Origin of the sequence: Streptomyces herbicida (genome assembly GCF_032656585.1) — a bacterium.
Classification (GTDB): Bacteria; Actinomycetota; Actinomycetes; order Streptomycetales; family Streptomycetaceae; genus Streptomyces; species Streptomyces herbicida.
This window is the reverse complement of record NZ_JAUYWJ010000011.1, coordinates 91216-107676: the sequence shown is the minus strand read 5'-3', so window position 1 is coordinate 107676 and position 16461 is coordinate 91216. Positions and strand designations below refer to the sequence as shown.

Genomic DNA, 16461 nt, shown 5'->3' with positions numbered 1-16461 from the left:
CTCCCTTAGAACTGGAGGGACTTGGTCTGGAGGTACTCGGCGAGGCCGTGCGCGCCGAGTTCCCGGCCCACACCGGACTGCTTGTAGCCGCCGAAGGGGGCGGAGGGGTTGAAGCGGCCGCCGTTGATGTCGACCTGGCCGGTGTCCATGCGGCGCGCAAAGGCCACCGCCTCCGCCTCCTCACCGGCCCAGACGGCCCCCGCGAGGCCGTAGACCGTGCCGTTGGCGATCCGCAGGGCGTCCTCCTCGTCCTCGTAGCGGAGGATCGTGAGGACCGGGCCGAAGATCTCCTCCTGCGCGATCGTCATCTCCGGGGTGACGTCCGCGAACACGGTGGGGCTGACGAAGTAGCCGGTCTCGCGCGGGGACTCGGCGCCGCCCGCGACCAGACGCGCACCCTCGGCCAGGCCCTGCCCGATGTACCCGCGCACCCGGGCCCGCTGCTTGTCGCTGACGACCGGGCCGATGCGGTCGCCGTACTTGGCGGCGGCCGCCGCGGCGAGCTCCACCGCCTCCTCGTACCGGTCGGTGTGCACCAGCATGCGCGTCCAGGCGCTGCACGTCTGGCCGGAGTTGGACATGACGTTGGCGACGCCGACGTTCACCGCCTTGGCGAGGTCGGCGCTGGGCAGGATGACGTTGGCGGACTTGCCGCCGAGTTCCAGCGCGACCTTCTTGACGGCGGCGCCCGCCACCGCGCCGATCTTCCGGCCGACCGCCGTGGAGCCGGTGAAGGAGACCAGGTCGACGTCCGGGTGCTCGGCGAGGGCCTGTCCGGCGACCGGGCCGAGGCCGGTGACCAGGTTGAACACCCCCGCGGGGAGGCCCGCTTCATCGACCGCCTCCGCGAAGAGCTGGGCGGTGAGCGGGGTGTCCTCGGCCGGCTTCAGCACAATGGTGCAGCCCGCGGCCAGGGCCGGGGCGACCTTGGCGACGATCTGGTGGAGGGGGTAGTTCCAGGGGGTGATCGCGCCGACCACGCCGATGGGTTCGTGGTGGACGGTCGAGTTGCCGACCTTCTCCTCGAAGGCGTGGGTCGCGGCGAGTTCGGCGTAGGAGCCCGCGACCGCGATCGGCACGCCCGCGTGGACCATCTGCGAGAACGGGAGCGGTGAGCCCAGCTCCGCGGTGACCGTCTCGGCGATCTCGTCCTTGCGGGCCACGAGCACGTCCCGCAGGGCGGTCAGCCGTGCGGCCCGCTCGGCCGGCGCGGTCGCGGCCCAGGCCGGGAGGGCGGCGCGGGCGGCCCGTACGGCGGTGTCGACGTCCTCGGCGGTACCGGCCGGGACCCGGCCGATGACCTGCTCGTCGACCGGGTTCACGACCTCGATCACGTCCCGGCCGGCGGCGGGGCGCCAGGCGCCGTCGATGTACAGGCCGTCGTGTGACTTCATGCTGCTTCCTCCCGGCGGGGCTGCGTCGTCCGACCCACAAACTAGCGATGTTAGTTTTCCCGCGCCAGAGGGGACCGGACGTTCCGGAGTGGCGGACGCTCCGGAACATCAGAAGTCGGCCTGGGCCTCTTCGTCCACCCGGCCCACCGACTCCTGACCGAAAGCCTTCTCGTAGGCCCGCCGGATCTCCTCGATGCTCCGGTCGTTCGCGTCGGCCCGCCCCACCGGATACAGCAGAACCAGTTCGTACGACCGCTCCCGCTCGATCGTGCCGTGCGCGTCCCGCCACTGCCCGCGCACGTCCCGCACGGTGAGCCCGTCCGGGAAGTCCGGGGTGACCTCCTTGTCCACGAAGGCCATGAACTGCTGGTCGGTGACGGCCGGGCCGCCGTCCGGGCGCACGGTGCCGAAGAGGAGCCGGGACTCGACGTACGGCTTTCCGCGCACCGGAGCGGGGGCATCGGCTTCGGCGAGGGTGGCGTAGGCGGTCGGGGCGGCGGCCAGCAGAAGGCCGGCCGTGGCGAGGGCGGCCCGGGTGGGGGTGAATCGCTTGCGCATCCCCCATCCCTAGTGGGCCCACTCCTCCAGGTCGGGCAGCCGCGCCGGGGACGGGCAGATGCGTTCGCCGTGCTGGTCGAAGACGAAGAGGTGGGCGATGTCGACGAGGAGGGGGACCTGCATGCCGTGGCGGAGCCTGATGTCGGGGGTGGTGCGCACGACGAGGTCGCCGGGCAGCCGGCCCTCCGCGGGCGCCGGTTCGGGTTCGGCGTCCGCCGGGTGTTCCAGGACCACCACCGGCCCGGCGCGCAGCGCGCCGGCCCGCTCCCTGAGCCGTTCCAGAACCGTCGGGCCCTCACGACGGCGGCGCCGCGAAGGACGGGCGGCCGGGCGCGGGGCCTCCAACTCCGGTACGACGGCCGGGCGCGAACCGGTGCTGAAGTGGACGAGGACCTCGTGCCCCTGGAACTCCACGTGCTCCACCAGCCCGCTGATGGGCACCTCGCCGGGCCGGGCGGAGGCGGGCTTGGCGATGCGGACGGCCTCCGAACGCAGGCCCACGATCACCTCGCGGCCCTGCTGCACCCGCAGCAACCGGTGGTCCGCGCTGAGCGGTTCGGGCAGCCGCAGGGCCTGCTTGCCGAGGCTGATCGTCATCGCCCCGTCCAGCGGCGCTCGGACGAGTCCCTGCAGCAGATTGATGCGCGGGATGCCGATGAAGGCGGCGACGAAGACATTGCGCGGAAGCGCGTACACCGAGCGCGGGTCGCCGACCTGCTGAAGCACTCCGCCGCGCAGTACGGCGACCCGGTCGCCGAGCGACATGGCCTCGGCCTGGTCGTGCGTGACGTACACCGTGGTGACCCCCAGCTCCCGGGTGAGCTGGGAGATTTCGGCCCTCAGATGGTTGCGGAGCTTGGCGTCGATGTTGGACAGCGGCTCGTCCATCAGAAAGGCGGAAGGATGGCGGGCGATGGCCCGGCCCATGGCGACCCGCTGCCGTTCGCCGCCCGAGAGCTGGCTGGGGTAGCGGTCGAGGAGGTCCTCGATGCCCAGCAGCCGGGCGGTGGCGTCCACCCGGGGGCGCGGGTCCGCGCCGGGGGCCTCGATGCGCAGCGGGAAGCCGATGTTGTCCCGGCTGGTCATGCTGGGGTAGAGGGCGAAGTTCTGGAAGACCATCGCGATGTCCCGGGCGGACGGCTGCAGATCGTTGGCGTACTCGCCGTCCAGCAGCAGTTCGCCCTCGTCGATCTCCTCCAGTCCGGCGATCATGCGCAGGACGGTGGACTTGCCGCAGCCGGAGGGTCCGAGCAGGACGAGGAACTCCCCCGGCGCGATGTCCAGCGACAGCCGGTCGACGACGCGGACGCCCCGCGTGTAGGACTTGCTCACGTCGTGCAGGGAGATGGCGCGTGTCATGGCTGCTGCCCCCGGGGGCTGTCCAGAGCGCTGGTGCCGGTGCTCCGTGGTGGAAGGCCTCGTGCGGGTCGAACGGGGCCTGTGAGTCACGGAAGTTAACGGAATGTGTGCGGCCGGGGGAAGACACGTACCCGAATACCCGGATTGCAGCCAGGTGGGGAGGAAAACGGATGGTGCGATTCAGCGGGTGCCGGCCGTCGAGTGCGGCTCACGGGCGCGGCGACGGAGCCTGAACCAGGCCACCCCGCCGACCGCGGCCAGCCCCACGGCGGCGGAACCCGCGACCGGGCTGAAGGCGTTGTCGCGGGCCGGTCCGGAGCCGTCGGCGGGCGAGCCGCCGTTCGAGCCGCCGTCGCCGCCCCCCGGTCCGCCACCGCCCGATGCGGCGTTCGGGCTGCCGCTGGGAGCGCCGCCGGGCTCGTTGGGGCAGTCGACCTCGAAGACCTTGTGCTCGCCCGCACCCTTGTCATGGACGACGGTCCAGCTCACCTTGTACCGCGCGGCGGGCAGCAGCAGGTTGTCCGAGGTTGCGGCACCGTCGACGAGTGCCAGGGAACTGGAGAGCGTGACGGCCCCCCGCCGCGCGGGCTGTGGCTCGATGGTCCAGTCGATCCCCTGGGCACGGTCGAAGCCGACCGCGTCGAGATAGAGGCTGCAGATCTTCGGCCCGTCGAGGTGCGGGGCGACGGCCGTGCCCATCACATGGATCTCGACGTCCCCGCCGTCACCGGGAGCGGCGTCGGCCGGCGCGCCGAGGAGGAAGGTCGCCGCAACGGTGAGCACTGTCCATGCGGCGGCTCTGCGGGGCAGGGACGAAGTCGACATGGCCGGCCCTCCGTCAGATGCTTTCCTACACCTCTCGTCATCCGATTCCCTTTCACATCCGCCCCGGGCCGCACGGGAACGGCGCCGCACACCTCCTCGGACATCACCCCGCCGGCTCAAGGAGCGCCGGGACCGCCGCCCTGCCGCGGAGGTCTCCGGGTGGTTGCCGGTCAGCCGCAGGGCGAGCGCGGTGGAGCGGGCGTGAGAGGACGACCGCAGCAGAGCCGACGCCGTCGAGCGACACGATCGGGTCGACGCTCCGAACGGCCTCAACAAGACGTTGACGCGCCAGCAATGAGCGCAAAGCTCCAGATCACGGCGTTGCGGTGAGTTCGACCGGTACTCCGTTGAGGACCGCGTTGCCCGACAGCGGATCCAGCAGGCTGCCGTCGAGGAGCTGGTTGACGTTGACTCCGGGCGCCAGGACCGCGTGGTTCATCCGGGTGCCGGGACGGTCGTGGCCCCAGCCGTGCGGCAGGCTCACCACGCCCGGCCGCACGCCGTCGGTTACCTCGGCGGGGGCGACCACCTCTCCCCCGGCCCCCTTCACCCGTACGTCCGCCCCGTCGCGCACGCCCAGGCGGTCCGCGTCCTCGGGGTGGATGTGCAGGGTGCAGCGGTTGGTGCCGCCGGTGAGGGCGGGCACGTTGTGCATCCAGCTGTTGTTGGAGCGGAGGTGACGGCGGCCGACGAGGACGAGCCCGTCGGGGCGCCGAGCCAGCGCCTCCCGCAGCCGGGGCAGGTCGTCCGCGATCGGCTGCGCCAGCAGCTCGACCTTCCCGCTCCGGGTCTTCAGCGGCTGCGGCAGCCGCGGACGCAGCGGGCCCAGGTCGATGCCGTGCGGGTGGTCGAGCAGCTTCTGCAGCGTCAGCCCGTCGGGCCGTACGCCGAAGCCGTCGCCGTAGGGGCCGAGGCGCAGCATCATGTCGAGCCGCCGCTCGGGGCCGGTCTCTCCGGTGAGTTGGGCGGCGAGCTCCTTCGGGTCCCGGCCGTGCACGGGCGAGTGCTCCTCGCGGACCGCCTTGCCGAGGGTCTGGTCGATCACCATCGCGTCGACGGCGGACGGGTCGGCGCCGCTCATACCGCTCGCGGCCAGGATCAGCCGGGCCAGGATCTCGGACTCGGCCATCCGGCCCGGCTCCAGCGGGACGGCGGGGCGGGTGTAGCGGACCTGGTTGCGCACGGCGAGGGTGTTGAAGGCGAAGTCGTGGTGCGGGCTCTGCGAGGGCGGCGGCGGGGGCAGCACGACGTGTGCGTGGCGCGAGGTCTCGTTCAGATACGGGTCGACGCTCACCATGAAGTCGAGGGAGTCCAGGGCCTTGTCGAGCCGGTCGCCGTCGGGGGCGGAGAGGACGGGGTTGGCGGCGACCGCGATGAGGGCGCGGACCGGCTCGCCCTCCTCGGTGGCGGTGTCGATCTCCTCGGCGAGCGCGGAGAGCGGCAACTCGCCCTTCGCCTCGGGGTGCCGGCGCACCCGGGAGTGCCAGCGGCCCAGGGCGAAGCCGTGTCCGGGTCCGGCGGGCCGGGGGGTCCTGTCGGTGGCGGCCTGCGGGAAGAGGGCGCCACCGGGCCGGTCGAGGTTTCCGGTGAGGATGTTGAGGACGTCGACGAGCCAGCTGGCGAGGGTGCCGTGCGGGACCGTGCAGCTGCCTATGCGGGCGTACACGGCGGCGGTGGGCGCGGCGGCTAGTTCGCGGGCGAGGGCGCGGATCGTGTCCGCGTCGACGTCACAGGCCTCCGCCGCGGCCTCGGGGGTGAAGTCCCGCATCGCGTCCCGGAGTTCGTCCAGCCCTTGCAGGTGCGGGGCCAACGCGCCGAGCTCGACGAGTCCTTCCTCGAAGAGCACGTACGCCATTGCCGCGAGGAGCAGCGCGTCGGTGCCGGGGCGGATCGCGATGTGCCGGTCGGCGAGTTTGGCGGTGCGGGTGCGGCGCGGGTCGATGACGGTGAGCGTGCCGCCGCGGGCCCTGAGCGCCTTGAGCCTGCCCGGGAAGTCGGGGGCGGTGCACAGACTCCCGTTGGACTCCAGGGGGTTGGCGCCGATGAGGAGCAGATGGTCGGTGTGGTCCAGGTCGGGCACCGGGATGGCGTTGGCGTCGCCGTACAGGAGCCCGCTGGAGACGTGCTTGGGCATCTGGTCGACGGTGGAGGCGGTGAACAGGCTGCGGGTGCGCAGGGCGCCGAGCAGGACCGTCGGGTAGAGGGCGCCGGCCATGGTGTGCACATTGGGGTTGCCCAGGACGACTCCCACCGCGTCGGGCCCGTACCGCTCGACGACCGGCCGCAGGCCCGCGGCCACCGCGTCGAAGGCCTCCTCCCAGGTGGCCTCGCGCAGCTCGCCGTCCTTGCGGACGAGGGGTGCGCGCAGCCGGTCGGGGTCGCCGTCGACGGCACCGAAGGAGGCACCCTTGGGGCAGATGAACCCCTTGCTGAAGACGTCGTCGCGGTCGCCGCGGGCCCCGGTGACACGGGTGCCCTCGACGGTGAGCGTCAGCCCGCAGGTGGCCTCGCACAGGGGGCAGATTCGCAGGGCGGTGCGGGACACGGGTCCTCCCGGGGACGGCGGCGCGGCTGCGGTGCCGCACGGACAGGCCGAGCATACCGACCGGTATGCCCAATGGGGAGGCCTCCCGGGAAGGGGTCCGGAATGGGACGGTTCAGTCCAGCACGCGCGCCAAATAGGCCCGCAGCAGCTCCCGGGTCTCCGCGATGATCGTCTCGTCCCCCTGCGGGTCCACCCGGAAGGCGAGGTGGACGAGCGTGTCGGCGGTCTCCACGGCGATCAGGAAGGTGCGGCGCAGATCGTCGTCGGGGGTGCGGCCGAGATAGCCGGAGAGCAGGTCGGTGAGGCGGTCGGCGACACGGTGGTTGGGCTCGGCGTGCCGGGCGCCGACCGGGATCTGATTGCCGAAGTCGACGAGGGAGAAGCCGGGTGCGGTGCGCTTCATGGCCAGGTACTCGTCGAGCACGGCGTCCATTGCCGCCCGCCAGTCACCGTTCCCCGCGCCCCCGAGTCGCTGGGTGACGCGCTCGGTGTACCGCTCCAGGTTGCGCTGGGCGAGCGCGTCCGCCATCTGCCGTTTGTTGCCGAAGAAGCGGTAGACGGAGCCGATGGGCACGCCTGCGCGCAGCGCCACGGCCCGGGTGCTCAGGGCGTCGTAGCCGACCTCGTCGAGGAGGTCGGCGCAGGCGTCGAGGATCCTGGTCAGCCGTTCGGCACTGCGCCGCTGGACGGGCGCTCGGCGAAGCGATGTCGCATGGGGCACGGACTTCATGATGCCTTTCCGCCGGGGTCCGGTGAACCTCGCCCCTGAGTACGGAGGAAGGTGGCCGTTGCACTCATCGCGCCGGCGTCCCGGTGCCGGCCGGGGTGCCCGCGCCGACCGGCGTGCCCGCCCCGACCGGGGTGCCGGTCGCACCGCTCGCGGTCGGCGTCGTCTCCGTCTCCGTCTCCGCCCCCGACGCCGTGATGTCGGCCGTACTCTCCACCGGCTTGCCGCGCACGGCCCACACCGTGCCGTCGTCGGCGTAGAGGCGGGCCGTGACGTGGTGGGTGCCGTGCGGGACGAGGCGCGGGGCAAGGCGGTACTCGGGGGCGTGCAGCCGGGTGACCAGGCCGCCGTCCACGAAGAGGTAGGCGAGGCCGCGTCCGGCCGCCGGCTCGGCCTTCGTGCCGACCGGTGAGAAGCGGAAGTGCCGGACGGTCAGCCGGACGTCCCAGTTGCCGGCGGCGTCGGGGGCCACCTCGACGTCGACGTCGGGCGCCCCTTTCTTGCCGACCTCGCGGTAGTGCCGCCCTGCGTCGTCCGTCTCGTCGAGAAGTCTGCCCACCGGTGAGGGCGACCCCCCACCCTTCCGTTCGTGCGCCTCGCCCGTTCCGCAACCCGCCGTTCCGACTAGCAGCAGGACGCAGACCGCGAGGGCGGCCCAAAGTCCACGCGTCCATGACATGCCCGGGAGACTAGAACACCGTTCGGGCCACCGGATCCCCCTGAGGTCTGGTTCCGGTCGGTCCCAGGGTGGAGGACCAAGACCCTCTTGCGCCGACGAAATCGCAATCCTACGGTGTTGCATAGGAATCGGGTTCGCAAGGGAGCGATCATGAGCGGGGACGCACGGAAAATCGCCGAGGGACTGACCTACCTCTCCGGATTCGGCAACGAGCACGCCTCGGAGGCGGTGCCGGGCGCCCTGCCGGAGGGCCGAAACTCGCCACAGCGGGCACCGCTCGGGCTGTACGCGGAACAGCTCAGCGGTACGGCGTTCACCGAGCCCAGGGCGCACAACCGCCGCTCCTGGCTGTACCGCATCCGCCCCTCGGCCGCGCACCCCGCGTTCACCCGCACCGACAACGGCGCGATCCGCACGGGCCCCTTCGCGGAGACCGAGCCGGACCCGAACCGCCTGCGCTGGAACCCGCTGCCCGAGCCGCCGGCCGGGACGGACTTCCTCGCGGGCCTGTGGACCCTGGGCGGCAACGGCGACGCGACCCAGCGCGCCGGCATGGCCGTGCACCTGTTCCACGCCAACGCCTCGATGGAGCGCGTCTTCAGCAACGCCGACGGGGAGCTGCTCATCGTCCCGGAGCGCGGCGGGCTGCTGCTGCACACGGAGTTCGGGCTGCTGCACGCGGAACCGGGGCATGTGGCACTGATCCCGCGCGGGGTGCGCTTCCGTGTGGAGCTGCTCGACACTGCATCCGACGGCGGGCAGAGCCCGACCGCCCGGGGGTATGTGTGCGAGAACTACGGCGCGGCCTTCCGGCTGCCCGACCTCGGCCCGATCGGCGCCAACGGGCTCGCCAACGCCCGGGACTTCCGGGCACCGGTGGCCGCCTACGAGGACGTCGAGGGCCCGGTGGAGGTGGTGAACAAGTTCTGCGGCAACCTCTGGACGGCCACCTACGACCACTCGCCGCTCGACGTGGTCGCCTGGCACGGGAACTACGTCCCGTACGTGTACGACCTGCGCCGTTTCAATGTGATCGGAACGATCTCGTACGACCACCCCGACCCGTCCATCTTCACGGTCCTCACGTCCCCGTCCGACACCCCGGGCCTGGCCGGCGTCGACTTCGTGGTCTTCGCGCCGCGCTGGCTGGTGGGCGAGGACACCTTCCGGCCGCCGTACTTCCACCGGAACGTGATGAGCGAGTACATGGGGCTCATCGAGGGCGCGTACGACGCGAAGACGGCCGGAGAGGGCGGTTTCGTCCCGGGCGGGGGCTCGCTGCACAACATGATGTCCGCGCACGGTCCGGACCGGGAGACCTTCGACCGGGCGAGCGCGGCCGAGCTGCGTCCGCAGAAGGTCGACGACGGGCTCGCGTTCATGTTCGAGACGCGCTGGCCGGTGACGCTCACGCCCCACGCGGCACGGGCGGACCACCTCCAGCAGCGGTACGACGACGTGTGGCAGGGCCTCGAGCGGCACTTCCGCCCCTTGCACTGAAGATTCCCTCCAGGTACGGATGACCCCGTGACCTCCTTCGCTCCGGACTCGATCGTCCTGAACCGCAAGCTGCCGCTCTGGTATCAGGTGTCGCAGTCGCTGCGCGCCTCGATACTCGGCCGCTCGCCCCGGGACCCGCTGCGCCTGCCCACCGAGGAGCAGTTGGCGGAGCACTACGGCGTCAGCGTGCTGACCATGCGGCAGGCGCTGAAGGAGCTGGAGGACGAGGGGCTGATCAGCCGCCACCGGCGGCGCGGCACGTTCATCGAGCCCGGTGTCCAGCGGGGCGCACCCGTGCGGCTGCTGGGCTCGGTGGACGCGATCGTGGCCCAGCAGTCCGGTATGACGACCGAGCTGCTGGAGCACGGAAAGGCACCCGTGCCGGCCGAACTCGCCGAGTACTTCCCGGACCTGGCCGAGGTGGCGACGTACCACCGGCTGCGCAGCGACGAGAAGACCGGCGAGCCGACCAACCACGCCCGCAACCACATCCGTCCCGAACTGGCCGCGCACATCGATCTGGACGACCTGGTCCGCTGGCCGATGACCAAGGTGCTGCGGGATGTCGTCGGGGTGGACATCAGCCGCATCACGGACACGGTCGAGGCCCGCCTTGCCGACCCGGACACCGCGCGGCTGCTCCAAGTCCCGCTGCTCAGCCCGATCCTGCACTACACGGGTGTGACGTACGACACCGACGGCCGGGTCCTCGACGTGGCGGTCATCCACTACCGGGGAGACCGCTTCTCCTTCACGGTGACCTTGGACGCCACCTGACCCGCCCCGGGTCGGCAAGTCGTACCATGCCCAGCGTGACGCACGACGACGCTCCGCTGCTCGCGGACCTCATGCCGTGGTCCGTCGCACCCCTGCGGCCGGGCCGCGCCTGGCCGACGGCGCCCGACGCGGCCTGTCTGAAGGCCCGCTGGGACGCCCTGCTCAAGGCCGACGGCCCCGACCGGGAAGCCCTGTTCGAGCCCACGCGCTCGCGCACGCTCCACTCGGCGGTGGGTCAGCTGCCGGGTCAGTCCAGCGGCACGGAGAAGCTGGTGCGGGCGACGGGGCCGTCCCCGGAGCCGGTACGCGTCCTTGCGGCCCCCTTCGACGAGCAGTGGTTGATCCCGGACCACCGGCTGCTGGACACGGCCCGCCCGGAGCTGTGGCGGGTCGCGGACGAGCACCAGGTGTTCATCGTGGAGTCGCCCGCCGACACCCCGGGCCCGCCGCTGCTGGCGACGTCGCTGCTGCCCGTCCTGCGCCCCGGCCGCATCCGCCCGCTGTACCGCCGCCCCGGCGGCACCGAACCCAATCTCGCGCCGGGCCTGCTGGACCAGCTGGGATCCCGGCTCGGCCTGTCCCCGACCCCGCTGGACTTCCTCGCGTGGATCATGGCGACGGTACGCGCGGACCTCACGGTCCCCCTCACCGAGGACGCCGGACTCTGGGCGCGGGGAGTGGAGTCGGGCCGACGACTGCTCTGGCTGATGCGGCGGGACGGCGAGCGCCCCAAACTCCCCGGCGGCCGCCGCCCGTACGTCCGCGCACCGCTCCCCTCCCTCCCCCTCGCCCTGCACTACGACCGCGACGAGGAGACCCTCCACCTCGACGAGGGCCGCATCTCCCCCGTGCCGCCCGAGGCCTGGGACTTCGAGGCGGCCGGGGTCCGGGTCCTGGAACAGTGGTTCACCACCCGCACCACGGCCCCCGAACCGGGCACCCTGGCCGCGATCCGCCCGGCGACCTGGCCACAGACGTGGACGTCGGAACTGCTGGAGCTCATCACGGTCCTGGCACTGCTCGCGGAACACCGCTCCCAACAGGCCGAACTGCGCATGACGGCCCCGCTCACCGCCACGGAGCTGCACAAGGCGGGCATACTCCCGGTCCCGGCGACCTCCCGCGGACCCGCCTCGGTCCTGGACCACCACGAGGAGGGCCCGGAGGGCCAGTTCGCGCTGCTCTAGTCGCCGGGTCGCTCGCCCGGTGTGCCGTGCCGACCGTGGGTCTCCTGCCGCTCGCGGTCCGTCGCCGCGCGCGGCGGGCACTGAGCACCAGGTCACATGCGGTGGACGCCTACTGACAAAGGCCTCGCGGCCGGGTCATGATCCACCTCATGGACCGACTCCCCCTGCCCTTGGAGGGCATCACCGTCGTCGCCGTCGAACAGGCCGTGGCCGCGCCCTTCGCGACCCGGCAGCTCGCCGACCTGGGCGCCCGCGTCATCAAGGTCGAGCGGATCGACGGGGGCGACTTCGCGCGCGGCTACGACACCGCCGCCGGCGGTCTCGCCTCGCACTTCGTGTGGTGCAACCGGGGCAAGGAGTCCATCGCCCTCGACCTCAAGGACCCGCGCGGCCTGGACGTCGTACGGCGGCTGGTCGCGGACGCGGACGTGTTCGTGCAGAACCTCGCGCAGGGGGCCGCCGCCCGGCTCGGGCTCGACGCGGCCACGCTGTGCGCCGCGCACCCGCGGCTGATCGCCGTGGACATCTCGGGGTACGGGGCGTCCGGGCCGTACGCGGACAAGCGGGCCTACGACATGCTCGTGCAGTGCGAGGCGGGGCTGGTCTCGGTGACCGGGACGCCGGAGCAACCGGTCAAGGCGGGGATCCCGGCGGCGGACATCGCGGCGGCCATGTACGCCTTCTCCGGCGTACTGGCCGCGCTGGTGCGGCGCGGGACGACCGGGCGGGGCGGGCCGGTCGAGGTGTCGATGCTGGAGTCCCTCGCCGAGTGGATGGGCCACCCCCTGCACCATGCGATGCACGGGGGAACTCCCCCGGCGCGCACCGGCCTCGCGCACGCCGTCATCGCGCCGTACGACGCCTATCCGACGGCGGACGGCGGGCGGGTGCTGCTGTCGGTGCAGAACGACCGCGAGTGGCGGCGGCTGGCGGAGCAAGTCATGCGCCGGCCCGAGCTGGGGACGGACCCGGCGTTCGCGACGAACGCGGCGCGGGTCGAGAACCGGCAGCGCACCGACGAACTGGTCGCGAAGGCGCTGGGTGTGCTGGACACCGACGAGGCGCTGGCCCGGCTGGAGGGCGCGGGCATCGCCTGCGCGCGGCTGCGGGATCTGCACGAGGTGGCGGAGCATCCGCAGCTGGCGGCCCGGGAGCGGTGGCGGCAGGTGGGATCGCCGGTGGGGCCGCTGCGTGCGCTGCTGCCCCCCATCACCATGCCGGGCGGGGACGAGGCACGGATGGGGGACGTGCCCGCGCTCGGTCAGCACACCGAGGCGCTGCTGCGTGCCGTGGGGATGACGGACGACCAGATCGCAGCCCTGCGCCGGGACGGTGTGACGGCCTGAGCGCGGGCCCTCAGTGCCTGTTGCCGCCGAACAGCGAGCGACGCAGCCGACGCAGCGGCGCGAACAGGGAGACGTGGCGCATCCGCGCGCCCCGGTCACTGCGCTGTGCGGGTTCACGTGCGGTCAGCTCAAGCATCAGCGAGGTCGCCTCGGCCGTCTTCTGCTGCGGTATGGCGGGACCCGCCAGTACCGAGAGATGGCGGTCGAGGCGCGAACTGGTCGCGCTGCTCCCGCAGGTGATCGCAGGGACCCTCGCCCTGCTGCGCACTGTTATCTGCTCCATGTCACTCCCCACCCGTACGAGTCCACCCGGCCCGGGCAGGCTAACCCTATCGCTCCATCCGGGCACGCGTGTATCGCGGTCACAGGATTCACCTTCCCTGTAAAGGGGTTGACGATTACTCTCCGAATCCAACTGATTTCAGGGCGAGTTGGACAACTGGCTGAGTTGTGGGCTGAGCTGACCCTCCGTCGGGTTCGACGGTTACGGCGAGTGACGTCGAGGACTTGCCGAGGCCGGCCGCCACCAAGGGCGTGTCACCCTCGAAGAGCCCGAGGGAGCGCGGTTGCACATGGGGGCGCATGAGCCAGAGCTGGTGCACATGTCCGCCGGGCGGCTCTCCGTATCCGCTGAGCGTGACGACGGCCCGCCCCTCGGATGCGGAGGCAATCACTCCGATACTTCGGCCCTGCGCATCCTTGCTGGTGGCCGCGCGGGCGTCGGAGGCCGCCAGAACGTGGGCGATCTCACGCGCCTGGGCCCGCTCGGCGTCGAGCTTGCCCTGGGTCCGGTCGGCCTGGACCGCGAACAGCCCGGCGACGACGAGGGCCGCCGCGGCGGTCGCCGTGGCGAACGGAACGAAGAAGGGGCGCGCCCTGGGCGTACGGGAGCGTGCCGGCGGGGGCTGCGTGCCCCAGACGTGCGGCGGCAGTTGAGGGGCGCGCTCGCGCGCGGGGCCGGGCTCCTGCGGAGTCGTCCGTACGGCGGCCAGGACCCGGTCGCGCATGGCCGGCGGCGGCGGCGCGGCGGTGGACCAGGCGAGGCGCACGGCGTCCTCGGACAGGGCCCGTACCTCGGCGGCACAGCGGTCGCAGTCCGCGAGATGTTTCTCGAAGCGGCGCCGCTCCCCGGGTTCGAGGGCGTCCAGCGCATAGGGGGCGGCGAGCGAGTGCAGATCCTCGCGGTGGAAAAGCTTGTCGAGGACGCTCATGCGACACCTCCCAGGCACTTGCGCAGCTGGGTGAGTCCGTCGCGCATACGGGTCTTGACCGTGCCCAGCGGCAGGGAGAGCCGCTCGGCCACTTCGCGGTACGTATAGCCGTCGTAATAGGCGAGGGTGACGGACTGACGCTGGAGTGCGGTGAGCCGGTCCAGGCAGCGGCGCACCCACTCGCGCTCCAGTCCGGCCTCGACCTCCTCGGTCACCTGGTCGAAGGCGGGGAACCCCGCGCGCATCGCCTCGCGCTGCTCCCGCTCGCCCGCGGCGCGGGCGCTGCGGACCCGGTCGACCGCGCGGCGGTGGGCGAGGGTGAGGATCCAGGAGAGAGCGCTGCCCCGGCCGGGGTCGAACCGGGCGGCGGAGCGCCAGAGTTCGAGCAGCACCTCCTGCGCCACCTCCTCCGACTGGGCGGGGTCGCGCACCACACGGCGTACGAGCCCGAACACCGGCCCGGACACCAGTCCGTACAGGTCCTCGAATGCCTTCTGGTCGCCGCCTGCCACGAGCACCAGTAGCTCGTCAGCCTCCACTCGGGCCCCCTCTCCCCCGCCGCACCCGGATCGTCCTTTCACCCCAGGCATTCGCAACGAACGCACCTCCGGATGGGGTACGGATGAGAGGGCCGAAAACGCGGGTCGGACAAGAAGAAAAGATTTTTTGCGTCGGACCAATCCGATCCGGGTCCTCGCTCCGTATACCCGTCCGTCAAGCAAGTTGGGACTGAGGACGGACGGCATGACACCTCTATTCTCCAGGAGCGGCACGGGACGCAAGGGCCTCGTCACGCTCATCTGTGGTGCGCTGGCCGCCGGGGGGCTCGCAGCCGCCGGCGTGGCCACGCTGGAACCGGGGGCGGCCTCCGCCTCCTCCCACAGGGAGGCCCCGCTCATCTCGGGCACCCCGCAGTACGACAACACCGACCTGTACGCGTTCGTCAGCCCGGACAAGCCGGACACGACGACGATCGTGGCGAACTGGATCCCGTTCGAGGAACCGGCCGGCGGCCCGAACTTCTACACGTTCGCGGACGACGCGCAGTACGACATCCACATCGACAACAACGGTGACGCGCAGGGCGAGTTGCTCTTCCGCTACACGTTCAAGACGCACACCAAGAACAAGAACACCTTCCTCTACAACACGGGCCCGGTCACCAGCCTCGACGACCCGGACCTCAACATCACGCAGACGTACGACATCGACCTCATCAAGCTGAAGAACCAGCACGTGGTGTCGAAGACCAAGCTGGCGGACGACGTGCCGGTGGCGCCGTCGAACGTCGGCAAGGCGTCGATGCCGGACTACGGCAAGCTGCGCTCGCAGGCCGTCTACAAGACGGCGGGCGGGGCCGCGACCTTCGCCGGCCAGGCCGACGACCCCTTCTTCGCGGACCTGCGGGTCTTCGACCTGCTCTACGGCGGCAACCTGACCGAGGTCGGCCGGGACACGCTCAAGGGCTACAACGTCAACACCATCGCGCTCCAGGTCCCGAACGACGTGATCCGCGAGTCGTCGAAGCAGCCGATCGTCGGCATCTGGTCGACGACGGAGCGCAGGAACGCGCAGGGCTACTACTCGCAGGTCTCGCGCCTCGGCAACCCGCTGGTCAACGAGGTCGTCAACCCGCAGAAGGACAAGGACAAGTTCAACGCGTCCGCGCCGTGGGACGACGCGCAGTTCCTGAAGAACGTGACCAACCCCGAGCTGCCGAAGCTCATCGAGGGGATCTACAAGATCAAGGCGCCGGCCGAGCCGCGCAACGACCTGGTCGACGTGTTCCTCAAGGGCGTCAAGGGCCTCAACCAGCCCCCGTATGTGAAGCCCTCGGAGGAGCTGCGCCTGAACACCTCCATCAAGCCGAGCATGCACCCCAAGCGTCTGGGTGTCCTCGACGGCGACAACGCGGGCTTCCCCAACGGCCGCCGGCTGACGGACGACGTGATCGACGCCTCCCTGCAGGTGGTCGAGGGTGAACTGGTCGGTTCCAAGAACGACCTGGGTGACGCGGTCGACAAGAACGACAAGAACTTCGAGAAGTACTTCCCGTACGTGGCCCAGCCGACCTCCGGTTCGCGCGGTGCGCTCGCCAAGGGCACGACCAGCGGCACGGACGTGAAGAGCCAGCTCGGAGACGCGCTGCAGCCGGCGGGTTCGTCGTCCGGCGGCTCCGGCAACACGACGCTGATCGCCGCCTCCGCGGCCTCGGGCGCGGCCGGGATCCTGCTGATCGGCACCGCCCTCGCGTGGTGGCGCCGGCGTATGCAGCGCCCGTACTGATCGATCCGCACCCCACCGACTGGCGCGGCCCGCGTACCACATCCCCCACGGCGCGGGCCGCGCCACC

Annotated in this window: 15 protein-coding genes; 5 read left to right on the top strand and 10 right to left on the bottom strand. The window is 71.7% G+C overall.

Annotated features, from left to right (window positions below; all coding sequences use genetic code 11):
- Nucleotides 1-5: 5 nt before the first annotated feature.
- The 7 genes from Q8A52_RS23420 to Q8A52_RS23390 all read right to left on the bottom strand — a co-directional run bounded on the left by Q8A52_RS23420 (nt 6) and on the right by Q8A52_RS23390 (nt 7967).
- Complete coding sequence (locus tag Q8A52_RS23420; protein ID WP_316754805.1) at nt 6-1394, bottom strand: aldehyde dehydrogenase family protein; 1389 nt, start codon at nt 1392-1394, stop codon at nt 6-8.
- 108 nt (nt 1395-1502) lie between these two features.
- Nucleotides 1503-1952, bottom strand: coding sequence for a DUF3574 domain-containing protein (locus Q8A52_RS23415; protein ID WP_316754803.1), 450 nt, complete (start codon nt 1950-1952; stop codon nt 1503-1505).
- 9 nt (nt 1953-1961) lie between these two features.
- Complete coding sequence (locus Q8A52_RS23410; protein WP_316754801.1) at nt 1962-3311, bottom strand: ABC transporter ATP-binding protein; 1350 nt, start codon at nt 3309-3311, stop codon at nt 1962-1964.
- A 180-nt stretch (nt 3312-3491) separates the two neighbouring features.
- Nucleotides 3492-4136, bottom strand: a complete 645-nt coding sequence (locus tag Q8A52_RS23405) for a hypothetical protein (RefSeq protein ID WP_316754799.1) — start codon at nt 4134-4136, stop codon at nt 3492-3494.
- Nucleotides 4137-4449: 313 nt separating this feature from the next.
- Complete coding sequence (locus Q8A52_RS23400) at nt 4450-6681, bottom strand: molybdopterin oxidoreductase family protein (protein ID WP_316754797.1); 2232 nt, start codon at nt 6679-6681, stop codon at nt 4450-4452.
- Between the two features lie 112 nt (nt 6682-6793).
- The gene (locus Q8A52_RS23395) at nt 6794-7411 is read right to left on the bottom strand and encodes a TetR/AcrR family transcriptional regulator (RefSeq protein WP_316754795.1); all 618 of its coding nucleotides are present in this window, start codon (nt 7409-7411) and stop codon (nt 6794-6796) included.
- A gap of 64 nt (nt 7412-7475) precedes the next feature.
- Nucleotides 7476-7967: a hypothetical protein gene (locus tag Q8A52_RS23390; RefSeq protein WP_316754793.1), complete on the bottom strand. Its 492-nt coding sequence runs from the start codon at nt 7965-7967 to the stop codon at nt 7476-7478.
- Nucleotides 7968-8237: 270 nt separating this feature from the next.
- Between Q8A52_RS23390 and hmgA the strand changes: the two genes are divergently transcribed.
- The 4 genes from hmgA to Q8A52_RS23370 all read left to right on the top strand — a co-directional run bounded on the left by hmgA (nt 8238) and on the right by Q8A52_RS23370 (nt 12897).
- Nucleotides 8238-9587, top strand: coding sequence for a homogentisate 1,2-dioxygenase (gene hmgA, locus Q8A52_RS23385; RefSeq protein ID WP_316754792.1), 1350 nt, complete (start codon nt 8238-8240; stop codon nt 9585-9587).
- Nucleotides 9588-9614: 27 nt separating this feature from the next.
- A complete protein-coding gene (locus Q8A52_RS23380) occupies nt 9615-10364 on the top strand; it encodes a GntR family transcriptional regulator (protein WP_316754790.1) in 750 nt (249 codons plus the stop codon).
- Nucleotides 10365-10390: 26 nt separating this feature from the next.
- On the top strand, nt 10391-11551 hold the full coding sequence (locus Q8A52_RS23375) for a type ISP restriction/modification enzyme (RefSeq protein ID WP_316754788.1): 1161 nt from the start codon (nt 10391-10393) through the stop codon (nt 11549-11551).
- 149 nt (nt 11552-11700) lie between these two features.
- A complete protein-coding gene (locus Q8A52_RS23370) occupies nt 11701-12897 on the top strand; it encodes a CaiB/BaiF CoA transferase family protein (RefSeq protein ID WP_316754786.1) in 1197 nt (398 codons plus the stop codon).
- A 10-nt stretch (nt 12898-12907) separates the two neighbouring features.
- On the opposite strand, the gene Q8A52_RS23365 is transcribed toward Q8A52_RS23370, so the two are convergent.
- The 3 genes from Q8A52_RS23365 to Q8A52_RS23355 form a co-directional block, all read right to left on the bottom strand.
- Entirely contained in the window at nt 12908-13180 is a 273-nt protein-coding gene (locus Q8A52_RS23365; protein ID WP_316754784.1) for a hypothetical protein, read from the bottom strand.
- Nucleotides 13181-13295: 115 nt separating this feature from the next.
- On the bottom strand, nt 13296-14108 hold the full coding sequence (locus Q8A52_RS23360) for an anti-sigma factor (protein WP_316754782.1): 813 nt from the start codon (nt 14106-14108) through the stop codon (nt 13296-13298).
- Nucleotides 14105-14647: a sigma-70 family RNA polymerase sigma factor gene (locus tag Q8A52_RS23355; RefSeq protein WP_316754780.1), complete on the bottom strand. Its 543-nt coding sequence runs from the start codon at nt 14645-14647 to the stop codon at nt 14105-14107. Before Q8A52_RS23355 ends, Q8A52_RS23360 begins: the two co-directional genes overlap by 4 nt.
- Before the next feature lie 205 nt (nt 14648-14852).
- Here Q8A52_RS23355 and Q8A52_RS23350 point away from each other — a divergent pair, with 205 nt between their 5' ends.
- Complete coding sequence (locus tag Q8A52_RS23350; RefSeq protein WP_316754778.1) at nt 14853-16394, top strand: DUF4331 domain-containing protein; 1542 nt, start codon at nt 14853-14855, stop codon at nt 16392-16394.
- The last annotated feature ends 67 nt before the right edge of the window (nt 16395-16461 follow it).